This window comes from Turicibacter sp. St.80E1, assembly GCF_059728495.1.
Map to the genome: position 1 here is coordinate 1,598,435 of NZ_AP039386.1, position 20,053 is coordinate 1,618,487.

Annotated in this window: 25 protein-coding genes; 7 read left to right on the forward strand and 18 right to left on the reverse strand. The window is 37.1% G+C overall.

Annotated elements, in window-relative coordinates:
- Positions 1–153 precede the first annotated feature (153 nt).
- Positions 154–630 carry a TetR/AcrR family transcriptional regulator gene (locus AC6I0I_RS07760; RefSeq protein WP_262953447.1) on the reverse strand — a complete coding sequence of 159 codons (477 nt, stop codon included), beginning with the start codon at positions 628–630 and terminating at the stop codon, positions 154–156.
- A 125-nt stretch (positions 631–755) separates the two neighbouring features.
- Between AC6I0I_RS07760 and AC6I0I_RS07765 the strand changes: the two genes are divergently transcribed.
- Both AC6I0I_RS07765 and AC6I0I_RS07770 read left to right on the forward strand, forming a co-directional pair.
- Positions 756–887 carry a hypothetical protein gene (locus AC6I0I_RS07765; RefSeq protein ID WP_255421483.1) on the forward strand — a complete coding sequence of 44 codons (132 nt, stop codon included), beginning with the start codon at positions 756–758 and terminating at the stop codon, positions 885–887.
- On the forward strand, positions 884–1,870 hold the full coding sequence (locus AC6I0I_RS07770) for an alpha/beta hydrolase (RefSeq protein ID WP_262953446.1): 987 nt from the start codon (positions 884–886) through the stop codon (positions 1,868–1,870). The genes AC6I0I_RS07765 and AC6I0I_RS07770 overlap by 4 nt, the downstream gene beginning before the upstream one ends.
- A gap of 77 nt (positions 1,871–1,947) precedes the next feature.
- On the opposite strand, the gene AC6I0I_RS07775 is transcribed toward AC6I0I_RS07770, so the two are convergent.
- The 17 genes from AC6I0I_RS07775 to AC6I0I_RS07855 form a co-directional block, all read right to left on the reverse strand.
- Entirely contained in the window at positions 1,948–2,106 is a 159-nt protein-coding gene (locus AC6I0I_RS07775; RefSeq protein WP_161832348.1) for a hypothetical protein, read from the reverse strand.
- 275 nt (positions 2,107–2,381) lie between these two features.
- The gene (locus AC6I0I_RS07780; protein ID WP_262950952.1) at positions 2,382–3,305 is read right to left on the reverse strand and encodes a tetratricopeptide repeat protein; all 924 of its coding nucleotides are present in this window, start codon (positions 3,303–3,305) and stop codon (positions 2,382–2,384) included.
- Positions 3,306–3,327: 22 nt separating this feature from the next.
- Complete coding sequence (locus tag AC6I0I_RS07785; RefSeq protein ID WP_262953445.1) at positions 3,328–3,837, reverse strand: metallophosphoesterase family protein; 510 nt, start codon at positions 3,835–3,837, stop codon at positions 3,328–3,330.
- 12 nt (positions 3,838–3,849) lie between these two features.
- Positions 3,850–4,443 (reverse strand): XTP/dITP diphosphatase, encoded by a 594-nt coding sequence (locus AC6I0I_RS07790; protein ID WP_262950953.1) that lies wholly within the window; start codon positions 4,441–4,443, stop codon positions 3,850–3,852.
- A gap of 12 nt (positions 4,444–4,455) precedes the next feature.
- A complete protein-coding gene (gene rph, locus AC6I0I_RS07795; protein ID WP_161832351.1) occupies positions 4,456–5,166 on the reverse strand; it encodes a ribonuclease PH in 711 nt (236 codons plus the stop codon).
- A gap of 57 nt (positions 5,167–5,223) precedes the next feature.
- Positions 5,224–6,222, reverse strand: coding sequence for a GerMN domain-containing protein (locus tag AC6I0I_RS07800; protein ID WP_161832352.1), 999 nt, complete (start codon positions 6,220–6,222; stop codon positions 5,224–5,226).
- Between the two features lie 120 nt (positions 6,223–6,342).
- On the reverse strand, positions 6,343–7,443 hold the full coding sequence (locus AC6I0I_RS07805; protein ID WP_161832353.1) for a 3'-5' exonuclease: 1,101 nt from the start codon (positions 7,441–7,443) through the stop codon (positions 6,343–6,345).
- Positions 7,444–7,961: 518 nt separating this feature from the next.
- Positions 7,962–8,174: a helix-turn-helix domain-containing protein gene (locus AC6I0I_RS07810; protein WP_161832354.1), complete on the reverse strand. Its 213-nt coding sequence runs from the start codon at positions 8,172–8,174 to the stop codon at positions 7,962–7,964.
- A 109-nt stretch (positions 8,175–8,283) separates the two neighbouring features.
- Positions 8,284–10,089 (reverse strand): excinuclease ABC subunit UvrC, encoded by a 1,806-nt coding sequence (gene uvrC / locus AC6I0I_RS07815; protein WP_262950954.1) that lies wholly within the window; start codon positions 10,087–10,089, stop codon positions 8,284–8,286.
- Positions 10,090–10,190: 101 nt separating this feature from the next.
- Positions 10,191–10,643: a DUF4362 domain-containing protein gene (locus tag AC6I0I_RS07820; RefSeq protein WP_161832356.1), complete on the reverse strand. Its 453-nt coding sequence runs from the start codon at positions 10,641–10,643 to the stop codon at positions 10,191–10,193.
- A 327-nt stretch (positions 10,644–10,970) separates the two neighbouring features.
- Positions 10,971–11,324, reverse strand: coding sequence for a 30S ribosome-binding factor RbfA (rbfA, locus tag AC6I0I_RS07825; protein ID WP_161832357.1), 354 nt, complete (start codon positions 11,322–11,324; stop codon positions 10,971–10,973).
- A gap of 35 nt (positions 11,325–11,359) precedes the next feature.
- A complete protein-coding gene (infB, locus tag AC6I0I_RS07830) occupies positions 11,360–13,318 on the reverse strand; it encodes a translation initiation factor IF-2 (protein WP_370512590.1) in 1,959 nt (652 codons plus the stop codon).
- Between the two features lie 103 nt (positions 13,319–13,421).
- The gene (locus tag AC6I0I_RS07835; protein ID WP_161832359.1) at positions 13,422–13,757 is read right to left on the reverse strand and encodes a L7Ae/L30e/S12e/Gadd45 family ribosomal protein; all 336 of its coding nucleotides are present in this window, start codon (positions 13,755–13,757) and stop codon (positions 13,422–13,424) included.
- Between the two features lie 9 nt (positions 13,758–13,766).
- Complete coding sequence (rnpM, locus tag AC6I0I_RS07840; RefSeq protein ID WP_161832360.1) at positions 13,767–14,039, reverse strand: RNase P modulator RnpM; 273 nt, start codon at positions 14,037–14,039, stop codon at positions 13,767–13,769.
- Positions 14,040–14,066: 27 nt separating this feature from the next.
- Positions 14,067–15,122: a transcription termination factor NusA gene (gene nusA / locus AC6I0I_RS07845; protein WP_161832361.1), complete on the reverse strand. Its 1,056-nt coding sequence runs from the start codon at positions 15,120–15,122 to the stop codon at positions 14,067–14,069.
- 15 nt (positions 15,123–15,137) lie between these two features.
- Positions 15,138–15,605, reverse strand: coding sequence for a ribosome maturation factor RimP (gene rimP / locus AC6I0I_RS07850; RefSeq protein WP_161832362.1), 468 nt, complete (start codon positions 15,603–15,605; stop codon positions 15,138–15,140).
- Positions 15,606–15,775: 170 nt separating this feature from the next.
- Complete coding sequence (locus tag AC6I0I_RS07855) at positions 15,776–16,519, reverse strand: TrmH family RNA methyltransferase (RefSeq protein WP_161832363.1); 744 nt, start codon at positions 16,517–16,519, stop codon at positions 15,776–15,778.
- A gap of 247 nt (positions 16,520–16,766) precedes the next feature.
- On the opposite strand from AC6I0I_RS07855, the gene AC6I0I_RS07860 reads away from it, so the two are divergent.
- From AC6I0I_RS07860 to AC6I0I_RS07880, 5 genes are all read left to right on the forward strand, one after another.
- A complete protein-coding gene (locus AC6I0I_RS07860; protein WP_161832364.1) occupies positions 16,767–16,964 on the forward strand; it encodes an alpha/beta-type small acid-soluble spore protein in 198 nt (65 codons plus the stop codon).
- Positions 16,965–17,066: 102 nt separating this feature from the next.
- Positions 17,067–17,252 (forward strand): alpha/beta-type small acid-soluble spore protein, encoded by a 186-nt coding sequence (locus tag AC6I0I_RS07865; protein WP_161832365.1) that lies wholly within the window; start codon positions 17,067–17,069, stop codon positions 17,250–17,252.
- 79 nt (positions 17,253–17,331) lie between these two features.
- Positions 17,332–17,529 (forward strand): alpha/beta-type small acid-soluble spore protein, encoded by a 198-nt coding sequence (locus AC6I0I_RS07870; RefSeq protein ID WP_161832366.1) that lies wholly within the window; start codon positions 17,332–17,334, stop codon positions 17,527–17,529.
- 111 nt (positions 17,530–17,640) lie between these two features.
- On the forward strand, positions 17,641–17,844 hold the full coding sequence (locus AC6I0I_RS07875; protein ID WP_161832367.1) for an alpha/beta-type small acid-soluble spore protein: 204 nt from the start codon (positions 17,641–17,643) through the stop codon (positions 17,842–17,844).
- Positions 17,845–18,692: 848 nt separating this feature from the next.
- A protein-coding gene (locus AC6I0I_RS07880) for an IS3 family transposase (protein WP_497993557.1) occupies positions 18,693–20,023 on the forward strand; the annotation gives its coding sequence in 2 pieces (ribosomal slippage) (positions 18,693–19,094 and positions 19,097–20,023; 1,329 coding nt in all).
- Positions 20,024–20,053: the final 30 nt, after the last annotated feature.

Sequence of the window (20,053 nt, forward strand, 5' to 3'; positions counted from 1 at the left end):
GGAGAGTCTATCTGATGAATAGTTCAATAACAGTCTATTTTAAATAAACAATATTTAGAATAGAAATATCACTCGATATCATTTGAGATGACTTAAATGGTTTTCTGTTAACTGGTGACACTTCACTCTAGTCTTTACAGAGGTCTCCCTCACTTAATGCAGCTGACACAACTGCGCCATTTCCTCCGGTGTTTCAACCATCCCTCGTTTATACCACTCGTCGCACCAGCCAAAAATAAAGTAAGCTACCGTAACTTTAGAATAAGCCACCGCATTGCTATCTTCTCGACCATAATCATAGCTAGCTAACAGCTGATCAATCAGAAGGTACTGTTTTCCCGCACGGTATAACAAATCAATGATTTCTTGATGGCGTTGAAAAAAAGTAAAGAATTGATACGCCATATTTTCCCCCTCTTGCCAATCTTCCTTCCATTGTTTAAACATTCTCGCTAAATAATAACTTAAAATCTCTTCCTTCGTATCAAAGTGACGATAAATCGTAATATGAGAAAGACCCGCCCGATCGGTAATATTTTTATTCGTAATCTTCGCAAAGTCTTTCGTTTTCATTAATTGAATCAAAGCTTCGGATAAGTATAGCTTTGATAACTCGCTTGTTGTCTCCATGTTATAAATAAACTCCCTTTCTAACAGTCCATCGCCAACTGCTTGTTTTAAGCGATACCCTTCGTTATAATGGCGATGTTAGAAATATAACAAAACTCATGATCAACGTCAAGGGAGGGAGTCATTTGGTCTTAACGAAACAACGTCTCATTATTTTAGGAATTTTAATGATAGCAGGGATTATTCTCGGTCGACTAGCTGTTCGATTTGTTTTAAATCTCCTGCTCGGGGGAACGCTATTTGGAGGAAACTTATGAAAAAAAACGAACGAAAGAAGGGAAAAGTTATGTTTATCTTCCTCTGTTTTCTCATCTTTACCCTCTCATTTATCGGATCGGCCCTATTTAAAATAACCCATAAGCCGGCCTGGGCAAAGGAATTTTCCGTAGAATGGAATGACTGGATTGGGACTGTTTATCACGACTTATCTTATGGGGATCAGCCCGCCAACACATTCGATTTATATGTCCCAAGCGATAACACAAAGGAAAACTATGGACTCGTTGTCTATTTACATGCGGGAGGATTTACTTCGGGAGATAAAGCAGACGATGCAGAAATCTTACAATGGCTATGTTCTAAAGGCTATGTGGCAGCCGGTATCAATTACACCCTTCGGACAGAAGAAAACGAGGCGAGCGTTTATAGCCAATCACTTGAAATTAAACAAAGCATTCCTTTTATTGTTGAAGAGGCTCAAAAGCGTGGCTATCACTTAAATGAAATGGCTATTAGCGGGGGATCAGCTGGGGGAACGTTAGCCATGTTATACGCATATCGAGACGCAGATCAATCACCGTTACCCGTCAAATTGATGTTTGAGATGGTCGGTCCGGCGAGTTTCCACGTTGAAGATTGGGGAATTTATGGACTCGATCAACAAACAGAGGAGGCCTACACAGCGGCAGCTGGTTTATTTGGTGTCATGTCTGGAGTTAAATTAACCTCAGACATGGTAAAATCACAGGAATATCTCACGCACATGAAACCCATTTCTGCTTACCAATGGGTCAATGAACACTCAGTTCCAAGTGTTTTATTATATGGAACCCATGATAAAGTACAACCGTATCAAGGCGTTCGACACCTCGTCGACGCTCTAGAAAAGCATCAGGTAGACTACGCCTATTTTGAAGCTCCTCATTCGGGACATGGGGTTCAAAATGATGATAAGGTCTTTCAACAATTCATGGAAACAGTCGTTGAGTATCTCAAGACGTATATGCCCGTACAATCTTAATCCTCTTCAAAAAGGTGGGAATCATGTTCCCACCTTTTTATCTTGTTTCTCGCCTCCCCTTACTCCTTTAACGCAACCTATTCATCCTTAGAATTTTTAGATGTCTTGCAATACCCATCCAGTACAATGAACGCAAACCCTAAAACAATCCAAACTGTTTCGCCAGTAAAAATATAACCAAGAAAACAACAAAACGCCGCAAGAAGGGCTAAAAACTGTTTAATAAATGATATCATCCTCGGCTCCCCCTTTTTGTGACACCGATATTTGGTATCACATCCGCATTCTCCAACTATTGGACTATCCCCCTGAGTTCTATGAAATAAACCGTCCTAAAATGCTTTAGTCTCTTCCTCATTCAATGATCATCCCTTATTTTTACATTTAACGGGGTTAATTCTAACATACCATCTCCCCTATTGTCTGTAAAGCTTTACAAACACGATAAGTTTTGGGTTGTTTAAAAGGCGGGCTCTCTTAAACGAAAACCCGCCTTTTCATTGATTTAATTTTATTGATACATCGCCTGATAGCGAGGTAACTTTTTCACCTGCACTAACTCATCGTCTGATTTCATATAATCCAGTAAACTTGGACTAATCTGCGTCGCAATCTGGATGTCATCTAATGACTTTTCAAATTCATTGAGTAACGCATAGCAACACGCTCGATTATAATAAAGCACCGACATTTGCGGATTATATTTAATCCCCTCCGTATACAACTTGATACTTTCTTCATAGTCCTCAAATACTTCTTTATAAATCAGCGCAAGATTCAAATAAGTAAACGCATATTGAGGATTCGCACCCAGTGACTTTCTATAATAACGGATAGCTTCTTTTACTTGTCCAAGTTTACGGCATGCCACACCTAAGTTGAATAATGCCGTATAGTCTGCTGGATTAACTTGATGCGCACGGTAAAAATAATGATACGCCTTCAAGTTTTTATCTTCCGCCTCATAAATGCATCCTAAATTGATATACGCGTAGTAATATGAGGGATCGATTTCAATGGTTTTTTCATAGTGAGCAATCGCCTTTTGATTGTCGCCCAATTCATCATAAATATTAGCTAAGAAAAAGTGGGCTGTTTCGTATTCCGGATCAAGTTCAATGGTTTTTTGATAATAATAAATCGCTCGTTCATAATCTTCATGATCATCATAAATAGTCGCTAGTCCATAATATGACGTTGGAAACGTAGGATCCACCTCAATCATTTGTGAAAAGATGGCGATTGCTTGTTCCGGATTTTCAACCTCATCATACAAAAAGGCTAATTCTAACATGAGATCTAAATCTTCACACCCATAGGTGGTTTGATACGCATTAATAAAATGTTCTAATGCTTTCATCGGATTACCAATTTCTAAATAATGGGCTCCGACTGCTTTTTGATTTAAATAATACTGGTAAGTTTGTTCTGTCACGAGTCCCCCCTACCTTTCTCATTTAACGTTTAAATGTTTGACGAATTAAGGTCTCGCCAGTGCCCCCTTCTAGATAAGCCACTTCAAACGCTCGATTGGACACCGTAATGATAGCATACGTTTTTTCTCGTGTATTCCGGGGAAAAGAAAGACTTCCAGGATTCATAAATAAAATCCCCTCTATCATTTCAGCTCCGACATAGTGCGAATGTCCATAACAAACCAAGTTGGCTCCTACCTCTAAGGCTTGATAGTATAATTTTTGTAAGGAGTATTTCACTCCATACGTATGGCCATGTGTCATAAATAAGGTGACGTCATGCGCCAAAGACTCCACTCGCTTTAACGGGGCCTGTGACCGATAGTCACAGTTTCCACAAACACTCAAATAGCCTTGCATCGCAGCATCGTCATCAAGGAGTTCGCTATCCCCACAGTGAATGAATAAATCGGCCTCCTGTAAATGACGTTCGCGAATCGCTAAAAGGTCCCAATCATTTCCATGACTATCACTCACAACAACAATTTTCATCTGTGCGCCCCCTTATAATAGTTTCTCTAAGTAAGGTTGAAGCTTCACAAAAGCATCTGCACGATGACTTAGCACATTCTTTTCGCTTTTTGGAAGTTGTGCCATTGTTTTTGATAAATGAGGGAGATAAAAAATAGGATCATAACCGAATCCCTCGGTTCCTAAACATTCCGTTAAAATGCGACCTTCGCATGTTCCACGAACAACCACTTCGTCACCTTGAGGGGTCACAATAGCTAACGCACAAACAAAACGCGCCCCGCGCTCATCTGTTGGAACGCCTTCTAATTCATGAAGGACTTTTAAAATATTATCCTCATCATTTCGTCCCTCACCGGCATAACGTGCACTATACACGCCAGGACGTCCATCAAGAGCATCGACTTCAAGCCCCGAGTCATCAGCAAGCACCATCTGATTAAATTGATTGGCAATCGCTCGCGCTTTAATTAAAGCATTAGCTTCAAATGTTTTACCATCTTCAACGATGTCATCCATTTCTTCAAAATCAAGAAGAGATTTCACACGGACGTTATACGGTTTAAATATGTGTTCAAATTCTTTGGCTTTACCTGCATTTTTCGTTGCAATAATTATTTCTTTCATCTTAACGACTCCTTAATTCACCTGTTTTTGTAAATCAATCAATTCTCGGATTCCTTGACTAGCAACGTCAAGCATCTTAAGTAACTCGGCATGCGAGTATGTCGCTTCCTCTCCCGTTCCTTGAATCTCTACAAATTGTCCGCCCTCAGTCATAATGACATTCATATCAACTTCGGCGACAGAATCCTCATCGTAATCAAGATCAAGAATAACTTCACCATTTAAAATTCCAACTGAAATAGCAGCCACGTATTCTTTTAACGGCGACTTTTCTAACACTTGATCAGCAACTAAGCGGTCAAATGCTAATTTTAAGGCGACCATTGCCCCCGTAATAGAAGCTGTTCGTGTTCCTCCATCTGCTTGGATAACATCGCAGTCAATCCAAATGGTGCGTTCACCTAATGCCTCAAGATCAACAGCTGCGCGAAGTGAACGACCAATTAGACGTTGTATTTCCATCGTTCTCCCACTTTGTTTTCCACGAGCAGACTCGCGAATATTTCGGGTATTCGTCGCTCGCGGTAACATCGAATATTCAGCTGTAATCCAGCCTTTTCCTTGACCACGCATAAATGGTGGTAACTTATTTTCAATCGTCGCCGTACAAATCACCTTGGTGTTTCCAAAAGAAACAAGGACAGCTCCTTCTGGATGTGTTATATAGTGAGGAATGAATTCGACAGTTCTACGTTCATTATTTTTACGTTCGTTTGTTCTCATATTATCACCTTACTTGCCAAATTAAAACGTTCATCCTCTATTATAACATAATCCTTTTTAGTGAGCCTCAATAAATGATTCCACGTTTGTTCGTGCCGTTGGAACCGCAATCGAACGAGACGTATCATCCATGACTTTAATATTACCATCAATCGAAACAGAAACCATCTCAACTTCATCCACTTCCGTTAACGTCATAACTAATTGCTTTAACATCGTCGACGAAACCTCCGTTTGATCATTATTATAATATAAATCCGAGCTAAAGTTTAAAGAAAGCAGCCCATCTGTTAACACCGGATCCTCTAATAACGTTGTATTTTGATCAAAAACACTCACATAATTTTCACCAGCTGGCCCTTGAATTAAAGCTGAAACAGCATAAGTGATTGGATCGATGGTATCAGAGATTAAACGCGTCACTGGAACAAGTAACCCTTCTTTACTATCATCCGTCATAAAATATAGCGTCACTAATTGCGTATGATCTAAACTCATCGTATCGATCTCTAAGTTAATTCCCATTGAACGATCAAGACCACGCTCAACTGACATTGCCCCATTTAAATTAGACATTGCCTTTCCATCAATTTCAAATTTTACCTTATCAACATCCGGTAATTCCGTATAAGTCCAAACAATTGATGATAATAAATCGGCTTCGTCATCAGAGGTATAATCTAAAAATTCTGATGATAAATCTAACGTTAATGTTCCATTTTTCAATTTATAATCATTTAATTTTGCATCAGGCGAAACAAGGGATGTCGTATTCGTTGGTAACTGATTGGCATTCGTTGTTAAAAGACTAAAAATCTCCTCAATGCGGTCTGTCTGCTCCCCTTTTTTCACATAAGTTTTCACTAAATTATTTGAATCATGGAGCGCATAAACCGCGTAATAGTCTTCTGATGAATACATCGTTTGTTCTTGCTTTTGTTCACTCATCGTATTCACTAAGTTACTCGTTGCAGGATCTGAAGAATGACTCGCATAATAAATAAATAACATGGCAAGGACAGGTAACGTTAATCGTTTGATCCATTTTGTTTGCATTTTTTTCACCTCTTTTTCAATATATACCTACTATATGAGGGAATAAAAAAAAGATAACCTTTTGAACAGGTTATCTCATAAGTCGACAAAACCACACAGGATGAACAAGCAACGTCCTTGCTAGCGGAGTGCCCGATTGGTCATCATCATTAAGTAATTCTCCTTAAATGGATAGTTTTCTTTCGTTAATAAAATAGACTTAAATTTATAAAAAATATTTCGTAAGACAAGAGCGTCCACTAATGCATCATGAATCTGCGCCCCGTTAAACATTTCATAACTTCGCATCGCATTGTAAAGTCCAATATCCTGCCCGATTTGATAATATTGACGATGAATTCGTTGTAAATCAATCAAGCGTTCAGGTTCAAACAAAGGACTCACATGATTAATTTGGTAAGAATTTTCTAAAATAAATCCATCGGAAACGCCCCAGACCAAGAACACAGGATTATATTTTAAAATCACTTCCTTAATGCAGTCATAAAAATTGCGATAGCTCATTCCGTACGCAACGGCTGATGGCGTAATCTTCAAAAATTCTTGTGCTTTCATCGTTAAATGAGGAAATAATGTTGGTCTCACATAGGCTGAAAATTTTTCAACTAAATTTCCATCCGAATCTGCCACAATCAATCCAAACTGGATAATTTCCGGTTGAAACTTCATTCCCCGATATTCTGGACCACTCATTGAAAATTCTAAATCTAAAAAAGCATAATATGGGGATTCGACTAACGTCTTTAACGTCCGTTGCAATTCCCGCTTCACTCCTTGTGTATTTTCACCCTTTTTCTTAGGATCCGTTATAATAGAAGTTAAGGCATAGTAAGAAGCGTTCTTTAACTTAAATTCCATGGGATTATACGTAAAGTGTAAAAAGTCCCCTGGTTTGTATTGATATTTAATTGTATTAAAATGTTTATAAGGAATATAAAAGTGTAAAAGTTTGCCATTGATATGTAAAGAGATTCGCGGAATAGCTAAATTTAGCGACTGTATCTTACCCTTTAATTCCTTCATCGGTTGTACCATTAATTCTAAATGATTCACCCGATTCTTTGCCCCTAAACTATATTGCACGGACTGCCCTATTAAAGAAGGCGATACCGTTAGTTTCGGATCAAACGAAAACCACGTTTCATTTATAAATATTTTATGTTCTTCACCATTTATTTTCAAAACAACACCGGTATGTCCGAGCATTCTTATCACTTCCATCTAGTCGTCCCCTCTCATGCGTGGAGTGGGACCCTCATTTTCTAAAGTTTGAACCTTTCGGCTCCTCGTTTACTACTATTATAGTACATTTTTTGCCTTTAATCTACTAAGAGCCTACTTTTTTCTTATAACTAACCCATTTTTTTCCTATCTATCTTCTGAAAAAATAACACGTCCAAAAAATAAGAAACAGGTGATAGCGCTCATTGGTCTTGATTGTCTCTCGTTCATGCGGCAAAAAAATGCCCACCGATCCTGGGGCCCGTCTGAAGGAAGTCGAACAAAAGAATGACCTCACGTCCACTGTTTACCGCTTCTTTTAGCGCACATAAAAAAATACTTTCATGAGCATCTATCCGCATTCCCTCTTCCTAATAAGACGAAGGACGGTTTTTTTATGACTGATGAAAGTATTTATCTTATTTATGGGACTTATCCTGCTCTTTTTCCCTATTCGCTCGACCTTGGAAAAAGACAGGGTTTAATTCTTTAGGATAAACTAACATTAAGGGATCGCCTTATAGTGTAATAACACCAAGTCTTAAAAGCTCAACAATAGCTTGAGAGCGTCCCTTAACATTTAATTTTAAAATCACATTCGAAATATGATTTCGAACGGTTTTTTCACTGATTGATAGTTGATCGGCAATCTCGCGAGTGGTCAAGTTATGAACCAGTAAATCAAATATTTCTTTTTCACGTTTCGTTAAAATTGACTGACCTTTATTCAAGCTTTCTACCCCCTTATTCTGTTGAGGTAGTCATTTTCCTCATTGACATGGTGACCTGTTCACCACATCTAATATATCCTATGAGAAAAACTTAAATAAGTGCCTATAATTAGCGAGAGATCTCATCCTTTTTTTGTAACTCCTCGCTGATAAATAATTTAATTCGGCTAATTAACTCGTTAGAAAATCCCAGTTGCTGATATTGTTGATCATCCGCCTCTAACATCTTTTCAAGTGAGCCGAAATTTTGAATCAGAACCCGTTTTCTCTTCGGTCCAATCCCCGGAATTTCATCCAAAATAGACGTTAGCTGACGGTTCTTTGAACTTTGATGGTGGAAACTTAATACAAATCGGTGAACTTCATCCTGAATTCGCGTCAATAGGTTAAACACATTGGCTCGCCCTTTTTTCTTTAAATCAATTTCCTCCATATCACGTCCATCAAGTAAAATAGACGTTCGATGCCTCTCATCCTTCACCAAGCCAACAACAGGAATAGCTAAGTTTAACGACGCTAAAACCTCCATAGCCACTCTTACCTGACCTTTTCCCCCATCCATCACAATTAAATCCGGTGCCGGTAGTCCCTCATTTAACACCTTAAAATATCGGCGATAAACAACCTCTTTCATTGCTTGGTAATCATCGCCATCTGATGTAGTTGTAATTTTATATTTACGATATTCCTTTTTATCTGGACGACCATCTGTAAACACTACCATTGCAGAAACTGTGTCCATTCCTTGGTGATGAGAATTATCAAACGCTTCAATGCGATGTGGCGTCGGTAAATTTAATAACTCCCCTAACTTTTCAACCGCTTTTAAGGTCCGCTCCTCCTGCTTTTCAATTAACTGCATTTTTTCACTCAAAGCCATTTGAGCATTTTTCATCGCTAACTCAACAAGTTCTTTTTTTTCACCCTGTTTTGGAACAACCACTTTGACATCCAATAACGCGCTTAAAAGCTCCTGATCAAGCGTTGCCGGAATAAATATCTCCTTTGGCTTTAACGTATTACTTCCTTGATAAAAACGTCCGATAAACGTCATAACCGCCTCATGAACATCAGAAATTCCGTCAAAGATAGAAACCTCTCGTTCAATGACTTTTCCTTGGCGAATAAAAAAGACCTGCACACACACCCGTCCGTCCTCTTCGGCATAGCCGAAAACATCACGATCAATAAAGTCATTGAGTGTCATTTTCTGCTTTTCAATCGTTGCCTCAATATGATACATTAAGTCCCGATACTCTTTAGCACGTTCAAACTCTAAATTTTCAGCTGCCGCTTCCATTCGCTTCACTAAATCCGCTTTTATCTTTGAATAATCCCCCTTTAAAACACGTGATATTTCATCGAGATACGGCTTATAGACAGCGGATGACACTTCATACTCGCAAGGTCCTAAACATTGATGAATATGATAGTACAAACAAACCTTCTTCGGAATCGTATGACATTTTCTCAAAGGGTAAAGTTTATTTAATAAACGTAAGGTTTCATTGGCTGCCGTTGCATTAGGGTATGGCCCAAAATATTTACCACCGTCTTTTTTTATTTTACGCGTAATCACCAGGCGTGGATGCTGCTCATTTGTAATTTTAATATAAGGATAATGTTTATCATCCGTTAACATAATGTTATACTTCGGGTCATATTTCTTGATGAGATTAATTTCTAAGACGAGTGCCTCAAGTTCACTCGTCGTAATAATATATTCAAAATCAACAATTTCACGAACTAAACGCGCCGTCTTTCCATTATGAGAACCCGTAAAATAGGATTTCACTCGGTTTTTTAATCGTTTTGCTTTTCCAACATAGATGACTTGTCCCTTTGCATCCTTCATCAAATAGCATCCTGGATTCATCGGAAGTAAAGATAACTTATCCTTTAATAGTTGATTCATAATCTAATCACCTCTTTACTTATTCAATTGCCTTTAACTTCACACTAAAAAATCCTAGCTTTCTTTCACCATTCATGAAAGGTTCCTAGGATTAGTGTGGATTATTCATTTAAATTATATGATAAAATTGCTCGTTCTTCTTCACCATTTACTAAGAGATACGTAATTTTATCTTTCTTATAAATTTTTTTCATCGATTCGTAAACTTTAACTTTATACTCTTTTCGTCCCTGACCATCATCATTCATATCATAAAAGAGTTTTAACTTCCCATTTGAAAAATGTAATTCATAAATTTCATACTTTCCTGCCTGGGATAAAGCCATGATGATATGATCATCATTTCCACGACGCATCTGTTTATAGAATCGCTCTAGACGAGCTAAATTCAACACTTTTCCGTCTTGTTGAATCACATGACCGTCTAACTCCCCTTGTACAATATCATATGTTTCATGGGCGCTAACAAGTAAATTAGTATTTCCTTTAAAAAAGAAACTCCCTACTAACATTAAAATCATGACAACGCCAACACTGACTCCTGCTTTTTTCACAAATTCCCACCGCCTATTGTGTCACTTATACTATTATTTTATCATTCACTAACTGTCGAAAACAAGAGATTCCTGAGCGTAATTCCCTAATTGTTGATATAATTCCATTATTTTATTCGTTTACGTTAGATTTAAACGATAATTGAAGTTATTTATGGACTCTTTTCTTTTTTTAGAAAAACAATAGAACTTTTTTATTTTCATGAGACATTTTGTAAAAATGCCACCGTGTCTCTACCTTTTTCACCACCTCGGTGAGAAAAGTGGCATGCGTCAGTTCCTACTATAAAAAAGAGGACATCTACCATCTAGATGTCCTCGCACTTTTTACATTTTTCCTTGTCGACGTAAATCTGCCAACATAGTATCAATTTTATTTCCGTACGCAATTGATTCATCAATTTCAAAAATTAAATCAGGAACCTTACGTGTAGACATACGTTTTCCTAATTCGCTACGAATAAATCCTTTCGCACGAGTTAGGGCCTTCGTTGCTGCTTCACGACGGTTTTCTCCACCTAACACAGAATAATAGATTTTACAAAATGATAAATCACTTGTTACCTCTGCCCCTGTGACCGTTACAAATCCTACTTTAGTATCCTTAATTTCATTCATGATGATATCTGTTACATCACGTTCAATTTGTTTTGAAAGTTTTTGTACTCGAATCTGTGACATCTTCAATCACCCTTTTTCATCTAATTCTATCTTAACTATGCGCGCTTAACTTCTTCCATCACGTAAGCTTCAATAATGTCGCCTTCTTTAATATCATTATAACGTTCGATTGTGATTCCACACTCATAACCGTAATTTACTTCTTTAACTTCGTCTTTAAAACGTTTTAATGAACCTAATTGTCCTTCGAAGACAACAATTCCATCTCGAATAACACGAACACTTGCATTACGAGACACAGATCCATCTGTTACATAACATCCGGCGATTGTTCCCACTTTAGACACTTTAAATGTCTGACGAACTTCTAATTGTCCAGTTACTTTTTCTTCGAAGATTGGGTCTAACATCCCTTTCATCGCTGCTTCGATTTCTTCAATTACTTTGTAAATAATTGAGTGTAAACGGATATCTACGCCTTCTGCATCTGCTTGATTACGAGTTGTTGCCGATGGACGAACGTTAAATCCAATAATAATCGCATTTGAAGCCGCTGCTAACGTCACGTCTGTTTCTGTAATCGTTCCGACTGATCCGCGAATAATATTAATTTTAACCCCTTCAACATCAATTTTTTGAAGTGATCCACTTAAAGCTTCGACTGAACCTTGCACGTCCCCTTTGATGATCACATTTAATTCTTTCATTTCTCCCTCTTGAATTTGTGAGAAAAGTTCATCTAATGAAACGGCCTTACCAGGTTTATTTCCTAACTCACGAGCGTTTGCCGCACGTTGGTCTGCAATTTGGCGAGCCTCTTTTTCACTTGGGAAGACCATGAAACGATCTCCAGCTTGAGGCACATCATTTAATCCCGTAATTTCAATTGGTGTTGATGGTCCCGCTGTGTCAATACGTTGATTTAAATCATTAACCATGGCACGCACACGTCCGTGTGTATTCCCAACAACAATTGCATCTCCAATACGTAATGTTCCGTTTTCTACTAATAAAGTGGCAACTGGCCCACGACCTTTATCTAATTTCGCTTCGATAACTGTTCCCGTTGCTAAACGTTTTGGATTTGCTTTATATTCATTCATTTCAGACACAAGGTTAATCATTTCTAATAAATCATCAATTCCTTCTCCTTGTAAAGCAGATAACTTAACATAAATCGTATCTCCTCCCCAATCTTCAGGAACTAATGAGAATTCAAGTAATTCTTGCATAACACGTTCTGGGTTTGCCGTTGGCTTATCCATTTTATTAATGGCAACAATAATTGGAACTCCCGCTGCCTTAGCATGATCGATGGCTTCTTTTGTTTGTGGCATAACCCCATCATCAGATGCAACAACAAGAACACAGATATCTGTCACTTGAGCACCACGAGCACGCATCGATGTGAATGCAGCATGGCCTGGTGTATCTAAGAATGTAATAACATTTCCACCATGATTAACTTGGTACGCCCCGATATGCTGAGTAATTCCTCCTGCTTCACCTGTAACAACGCGTGAATTACGAATAGCATCTAATAATGTTGTTTTTCCATGGTCAACGTGTCCCATAATTGTAACAACCGGTGGACGTTTTTCTAAATCTTCTTCTGAATCTTCAATCACAATTTTCTCAAACTCTGTAACATCGGTAAAAATCTTATCTTTAACTTCAAACCCTGCTTCTTCTGCTAATAATTCTACTGTTTCACGATCTAATGTTTGATTAACTGTCGCCATCATTCCAAGCATTAATAATTGCTTAACAATTTCGCCTGTTGATTTTCCTAAACGTTCTGCTAAATCACCTACTGTTAACTCCTCACTGTAATAAACAATAGCCGCATCTTTATCTTCTTTAACAGGCACGTTTGCAATACGATCGCTTTTTTCATTTTTTGTTTTCTTTTGATTTGATTTTTTCTTTTTCGTAATTTTCGGACGTTTTACTTCTACATATTCATCGTATTTAAATAAATCATCATCATGAGATGAATCTTTTCCGCCCTTTGCTTGTACATGATCTTTATTCTTTAAATTTTTATCTAACATCAATATAACATCGTCTCCTAACATGACATGTTTGATTAAGAATTTAATCTTTAAAATTATCCGTTAACTCGTAACTTCTAATCGTTAATTCACTGATAAATTCTTAGTTTGTCGTCTCATTTAATGTATGCATCTGTGCATGAATCTTATTCTTTAAAGCTTTCGAAAAATTAGGATCCGTGATTCCAATGACTTTACGGAAGTCTTTCCCTAAAGCATGACCAAGCTCATCGCTCTGTCCTTTTTGAACCCACTCTATTCCATAAAACTTGCATTTATCCGTTACTTTTTTAAACGTATTTCCACCGATATCCTCTGCTAATATAACGAAATGAACTTTTTTACTTTGGATAGCTCCAACGACTAACTGTTCACCTGTTATAACTGCTCCGGCGCTAAATGCTAATCCTAAAAAATTTAACCATTGCCGATTATTCATCGTCTTCACCTATTTCACTTGTTTTTGAGCCTGTTTAGCCAATTCCTCATAAATAGATTCAGGAACTTCAACTTCTAAATGACGGCTTAAAACATTTTTTTTACGAGCAAGCGCTACAACTTCCTCCGTTAAGTGAAGGTAAACACCACGACCATTTTTTTTACCTGTCGTATCAACCGATACCTCACCATCTGTTCCACGAACAATACGAATTAATTCCTTCTTTGGCTTTTTCTCACCTGTAATCACACATTTACGCATCGGGATTTTTCTTTGTTTCATTCCATGACCTCCTTGCGTGACCTTTTCCTATAATTCAATATCTAAATTAGCAGCCTCTGATTCCGGTTTAATATCAATTTTCCATCCTGTTAATTGGGCAGCAAGTCGAGCATTTTGACCGCGTTTTCCAATCGCTAAAGATAATTGATTATCTGGAACTAACACCGTTGTCGCTTTTCTTGATTCATCTACAACAACCTTTGTTACTTGTGCTGGGCTTAACGCATTAGCAACTAATACTTCTGGATCTTTTGAGTAGTGAATAATATCAATTTTCTCTCCGTTTAACTCGTCAACAATGTTTTGAACACGTTGTCCTGATGGTCCAACGCAAGCTCCAACCGGATCCACATTTGGGTCCTCAGAGAAGACACAAATTTTTGTACGGTCCCCTGCATCACGAGCAACTGACATAATTTCAACCGTTCCATCATAAATTTCAGGAACTTCTAACTCAAATAAACGTTTAATTAAATTAGGATCTTTACGTGAAACGTAAACAACAGGTCCTTTATTTTTTGATTCGATTTTACTAATATAAACTTTAATACGTGAATTAGGTTTAATCTCATCTGGATTCATAATTTCACGCATTGGAAGTAAGGCTTCAATTTTTCCTAAGTCAACAAACACATGTTTTCCATCATCTTTTACGACAATCCCAGTTACAATCTCACCTTCGCGATCTTTAAACTCTTGAAGTAAGTTATCGCGTTCTGCTTGGCGAATACGTTGTTTCACCACTTGTTTAGCCGTTTGCGTTGCAATACGTCCAAAATCTTTTGGCGTTACCTCAAAGTTGATAATATCTCCTTCTTCGTAATGAGGATTAATTCTCATCGCTTCTGAAAGGCTAATTTGTTCTTGCGGACGTGTGACGTCTTCTGTTACTGTTTTTTGTTGATATAATTTAACAGTTCCTGTGTGTTCATTAATTTCGACTTTAACATTTGTCGCTTGATTAAAATTTTTCTTATATGCACTAATTAAAGCATGTTCAAAAGCCTCGATAATAATATCTTTTGAAATACCTTTTTCTTTTTCTAATAATTCAAGAGCAGCAAAAAACTCTTTCGTATTCATTCTGATATATCCTCCTTAAAACTTAATTGCAAGTCGAACCTTAGATGCCATGTCATAAGGAATTTCAACTATTTTTTTACGTGTTTTAACCATGATTTCTAATTGCATGATTTCGTCTTCAAAATTTGTTAAATATCCTTCAAATTCTTTTTGACCATCAATCGCTTTATATGTTCTTACATTAATATAAGATCCTAGGGCACCCTTCACCGCCTCTTGCGTCTTTAACGGACGCTCAGCACCCGGTGATGAAACCTCTAATACATACTCACCTTCTATATAATCCTGTTGATCTAATTGTTGACTTAATGCCTCAGCAACGTCTGCGCACTGATCGATATCAATTCCCTCTGGTGTATCTACATACACGCGAAGAAAAAACGACTGCCCTTCTTTTACATATTCGACATCCACAAGTTCAACACCCGCCGCTTCACAAATCGGTTGAACCAACATTTCTGTTTGAGCTACGATATTTGACATTAGGATTTCACCTCTTTCAAACATTTTAACCATAATACAAAAGAGTGGGAAACCCCACTCTTTCTCGAAATACTATGTGAAATTATTGTAACACACTTTCATCCATGAGTAAAGGCATTGATGAATAATTATCTTTTTCGAGGAAGGAAGACGAAGGTCTTTCCTCCTTATTATTGACGAAAATGATACATTATAATACTTCCCGCAATCGAAACATTTAAAGATTCAATATTTTCACTCATTTCAATAAAAATATTTTGATGCGTTAACTCTAATAATTCCGTTTGCACGCCACTTCCCTCATTTCCTAACATAAAGGCCATTCGTGGAAATTCCTCGATGGTTGAAAGCGGAGATCCGTGATAAAGGCTTGTTCCAAAAACATGGATTCCTTGTTCCATCAGTCTTTTAATATAGTCCGATAACGAATGAGATTCTATGGCCAAGGTAAAAATGGCACCCTGTGTTGATCGAATCACTTTTTCATTATAAACATCGACACAACCCTCACCTAAGATAACCCCATCAAAACCGAAGGCAACCGCACTTCTTAATAACGTTCCTAAATTTCCTGGATCTTGAACACGGTCTAGGAGTAATAATCGGTTCATTTCTGTTACGGGCTTTTGTTTCATCTCACAAACGGCCATCACCGATTGAGGTGCCTGAGTAGATGCCAATTGGATAAATAAACTCTCTTTTAATTGGTACACCGTACACTCGTGAGGTTGAATTGAATCAGGCAACTGACTATGTTCCCTTATAATGATCTCCTTTACCACTTTTGCTTTTAGGGCCTCTAAAACTAAATGTTCCCCTTCAACAATAAATTGATTGAATTGGGAACGATATTTCTTCTGTTTTAATTTCATCCATCGTTTTACATTTGAATTATTACTTGATTCGATTAGCATTTAATCACCTATTATTTATAGAATTCCTTTTTCATACACTATTTTACACTATTCGTCCCTATCTTTTTAACCTTTTATCCAGATTATTTTAGACATTTATCTGATTTATCAAGACATTCTTGTGAAGTTAAATGAACTATTTCTTCATCTTTTTCAAGTGAACGAGATAAAAAAATAAAAAAAATTATTTTTTCGTGTATCTTTTTGTCGATAGTGCACAAATTATGATTGTCAGGAGGTGATAAACATGGCAAACCAATCAAGCAAAAATAAATTAGTGGTTCCTGGTGCAAAAGATGCCGTCAACCAAATGAAAGCCGAAATTGCAAACGAATTCGGTGTTCAACTTGGAGCTGATGCAACTGCTCGTCAAAACGGTTCAGTTGGTGGTGAAATCACTAAACGTCTCGTTAAACAAGCACAACAACAATTCAGCCAAGAATAGAATTTAACGTCATTCTTTAAGTAAAAAATGGCTCTGATTAAGTAGTATTTATCCTCTATTTCTTAAGTTTTATACAAAATGTTAGGTTAGGAGGTTATCATCATGGCAACACGTAATAAATTAGTGGTTCCTGGTGCTCAAAATGCAATTGATCAAATGAAAGCCGAAATTGCTAAAGAACTTGGTGTAAACTTTGGCCGTCATGCAACAGCTAAAGAAAATGGTGCAGTTGGTGGCGAAATTACTAAACGTTTAATTGCAAAGGCTAAACAAAGTTTAACTAAATAATTCCATTTTTCCGATTTAGAGTTGTAACAGCGTTTAAAAATTACATTTTCCCTTAATGGTATGTCAGGAGGTTATTTATATGTCAACACGTAATAAATTAGTGGTTCCTGGTGCTCAAAATGCAATTGATCAAATGAAAGCTGAGATTGCTAAAGAATTCGGTGTAAATTTAGGCCCTGATACTTCTTCACGCCAAAATGGTTCTGTCGGTGGAGAAATTACAAAACGCTTAGTTAAACAAGCTCAACAACAATTAAGCGGTAACTCTCAAGAGTAATCTAGTTTAGTTATTCATACGATTTATTTAAATACGGGTAGCAGGGTGCCAGTTCAAAGACATCTGTCATAAAATAATCGGCACTCGCTACTTTATAAGGAGGTCATTCAAATGGCTAGTCAATCAAAAAATAAATTAGTAGTGCCTGGAGCAAAAAATGCAATCGATCAAATGAAATATGAGATTGCGAGTGAACAAGGTGTTCAATTAGGTGCCGATGCAACAGCTCGCCAAAACGGTTCTGTTGGTGGAGAAATTACTAAACGTTTAGTTAAACAAGCCCAACAACAATTAGGGGCTCAAAGCCAAGAATAATAAAAGAACCTTATCCTTATACATGTATCAGTAGATGAAGTTAATGAGGGTCTTCTCACTCATAAAGAATCCCCTCCCCCGACTAGAAGAAAGGACTTCTCCTTCTTCTAGTCTATAAAAAATGATGACTTTCATCCTAATAAAAATGTGAGGGATAACTATGACAACTAATCCGCCTACTATGTAGATTCTTTCCAAACAACTACACTTTATATTTATAAATGAGGTGTTCCCATTGGAGTCTTTGAGCTTTAAGTTAACCGATTTCTATTAACTTCCGTTAGTAAATGAGGTGTTTCCGTTGGAGTCTTTAAGCTTTAAGTTAACCGATTTCTATTAACTTCTGTTAGTAAATGAGGTGTTCCCGTTGGAGTCTTTAAGCTTTAAGTTAACCGATTTCTATTAACTTCTGTTAGTAAATGAGGTGTTCCCATTGGAGTCTTTAAGCTTTAAGTTGACCGATTTCTATTAACTTCTGTTAGTAAATGAGGTGTTCCCGTTGGAGTCTTTAAGCTTTAAGTTAACCGATTTCTATTAACTTCTGTTAGTAAATGAGGTGTTCCCATTGGAGTCTTTAAGCTTTAAGTTAACCGATTTCTATTAACTTCTGTTAGTAAATGAGGTGTTCCCGTTGGACTGGTTTAACTTTAAATCTATCCGAATCTACCATAGTAAAAGTAGCACAGCATGCTGTGCTACTTTTTTTGTTTCTTAGGAGAGGGCTCCTTATCAGAAAAAGACGATCTATCATGATAAAATGTACCCTAGAGAGTAGACAAATAAAAAAAGTCTACCTTCTAGGGCCTTTTTGTTATAATATTAACTATTAGATTTTAGGAGGATTTTAAATGAGCAAGAAGTTATTTACACCACAAGAGATTGAACAACTCAAACAAAACGAATATGTTAAGTCAGTATCTGAAAAAGGGATTACTTATACGAAAGAATTTAAGGAGAACTTTATTATGATGAGCGAGAAAGGAAAGTTTCCGCGAGAGATATTCGAATACTATGGATTTAATGTTACGGTGCTTGGCATGCAGCGTGTGAATTCTGCAGCTAAACGTTGGAAACAAGCCTTTAAAACCCAGGGCCCATTAGGATTGGATGATAGTCGTACTAAGAATTCTGGAAGGTCCCTAAAACGAGAGTTAACGCTAGAAGAACAATTATTACGCACGCAGGCTAAATTAGAAGTTTTAAAGATTGAGAACGAATTATTAAAAAAGTTGAGACTCATGAGAAAAATGCTCGAATAGTCTCTAAAGAAGTAAAGTTTCAAATGATTCATCAAGTAGTGAATCAGACATCAACTAAATTTAAATCTTTAATTTCTCATTTATGCGATAGTCTTGGTGTTTCAAGATCAGGTTATTATCGTTATTTTTCGTTATGTGCTGAAGAAGCTCGTTTAAAGCGATTAAAGGAGGAACAACATCGTTTAGAAGTTATTCAAAAGGCCATTTGTTTTAAGGGACGAAAAAACAAGGGAATTCGCCAAGTAGCGATGGTTCTTAAAGGGGAATTCAACATTATCTTTAACCTAAAATCTATTCATCGAATCATGAAAAAGTATGGACTATTGAGTCAAGTTCGTCGAAGCAATCCCTATCGTAAACTCGCTAAAGCGACACAAGCACATCGTGTCTGTCCAAATCTTGTTAATCGTCAATTTAGGCCATTAGAACCTTATAAAGTTCTATTAACCGATATCACTTATTTAAAATATGGAAAGGGTCAGACTGCCTATCTCTCGACCATCTTAGATAGTGCAACAAATGAAGTTTTAGCTTTTCAATTAAGTGAGCATTTAAAGATAGATTTTGTTCTCCAAACACTGAACCAACTTCAAGAAAATCCGACTGTCCAATTAACGAAGGAAACGATTATTCACTCCGATCAGGGCGTGCATTATACGAGTCCGCAATTTTCGAATCAATTAAAGGAATTAGGAATTCAACAATCAATGTCTAGGAAGGGGAATTGTTGGGATAACGCTCCACAAGAATCATTTTTTGGGCATCTAAAAGATGAAGCAGATATAACCAATCAACTGACATTTGATGATTTACTCATTGAAATTGAAGAATATATAGATTATCATAACAGCTTTAGATATCAATGGAATTTAAAAAAGCTGACTCCTGTAGGATACAGAAATCAGCTTCAAGTTGCTTAGGTTTTTTTCTTTGTCCTTGACAAAGGGTAC

Coding starts and splice junctions, on each gene's coding strand:
- AC6I0I_RS07760 (WP_262953447.1), bottom strand. CDS start 630: ATGGAGACAACAAGCGAGTTATCAAAGCTATACTTATCCGAAGCTTTG.
- AC6I0I_RS07770 (WP_262953446.1), top strand. CDS start 884: ATGAAAAAAAACGAACGAAAGAAGGGAAAAGTTATGTTTATCTTCCTC.
- AC6I0I_RS07775 (WP_161832348.1), bottom strand. CDS start 2,106: ATGATATCATTTATTAAACAGTTTTTAGCCCTTCTTGCGGCGTTTTGT.
- AC6I0I_RS07785 (WP_262953445.1), bottom strand. CDS start 3,837: ATGAAAATTGTTGTTGTGAGTGATAGTCATGGAAATGATTGGGACCTT.
- AC6I0I_RS07790 (WP_262950953.1), bottom strand. CDS start 4,443: ATGAAAGAAATAATTATTGCAACGAAAAATGCAGGTAAAGCCAAAGAA.
- rph (WP_161832351.1), bottom strand. CDS start 5,166: ATGAGAACAAACGAACGTAAAAATAATGAACGTAGAACTGTCGAATTC.
- AC6I0I_RS07800 (WP_161832352.1), bottom strand. CDS start 6,222: ATGCAAACAAAATGGATCAAACGATTAACGTTACCTGTCCTTGCCATG.
- AC6I0I_RS07805 (WP_161832353.1), bottom strand. CDS start 7,443: ATGGAAGTGATAAGAATGCTCGGACATACCGGTGTTGTTTTGAAAATA.
- uvrC (WP_262950954.1), bottom strand. CDS start 10,089: ATGAATCAACTATTAAAGGATAAGTTATCTTTACTTCCGATGAATCCA.
- rbfA (WP_161832357.1), bottom strand. CDS start 11,324: ATGTCACAGATTCGAGTACAAAAACTTTCAAAACAAATTGAACGTGAT.
- infB (WP_370512590.1), bottom strand. CDS start 13,318: ATGTTAGATAAAAATTTAAAGAATAAAGATCATGTACAAGCAAAGGGC.
- AC6I0I_RS07835 (WP_161832359.1), bottom strand. CDS start 13,757: ATGAATAATCGGCAATGGTTAAATTTTTTAGGATTAGCATTTAGCGCC.
- rnpM (WP_161832360.1), bottom strand. CDS start 14,039: ATGAAACAAAGAAAAATCCCGATGCGTAAATGTGTGATTACAGGTGAG.
- nusA (WP_161832361.1), bottom strand. CDS start 15,122: ATGAATACGAAAGAGTTTTTTGCTGCTCTTGAATTATTAGAAAAAGAA.
- rimP (WP_161832362.1), bottom strand. CDS start 15,605: ATGTCAAATATCGTAGCTCAAACAGAAATGTTGGTTCAACCGATTTGT.
- AC6I0I_RS07855 (WP_161832363.1), bottom strand. CDS start 16,519: ATGCTAATCGAATCAAGTAATAATTCAAATGTAAAACGATGGATGAAA.
- AC6I0I_RS07860 (WP_161832364.1), top strand. CDS start 16,767: ATGGCAAACCAATCAAGCAAAAATAAATTAGTGGTTCCTGGTGCAAAA.
- AC6I0I_RS07865 (WP_161832365.1), top strand. CDS start 17,067: ATGGCAACACGTAATAAATTAGTGGTTCCTGGTGCTCAAAATGCAATT.
- AC6I0I_RS07870 (WP_161832366.1), top strand. CDS start 17,332: ATGTCAACACGTAATAAATTAGTGGTTCCTGGTGCTCAAAATGCAATT.
- AC6I0I_RS07875 (WP_161832367.1), top strand. CDS start 17,641: ATGGCTAGTCAATCAAAAAATAAATTAGTAGTGCCTGGAGCAAAAAAT.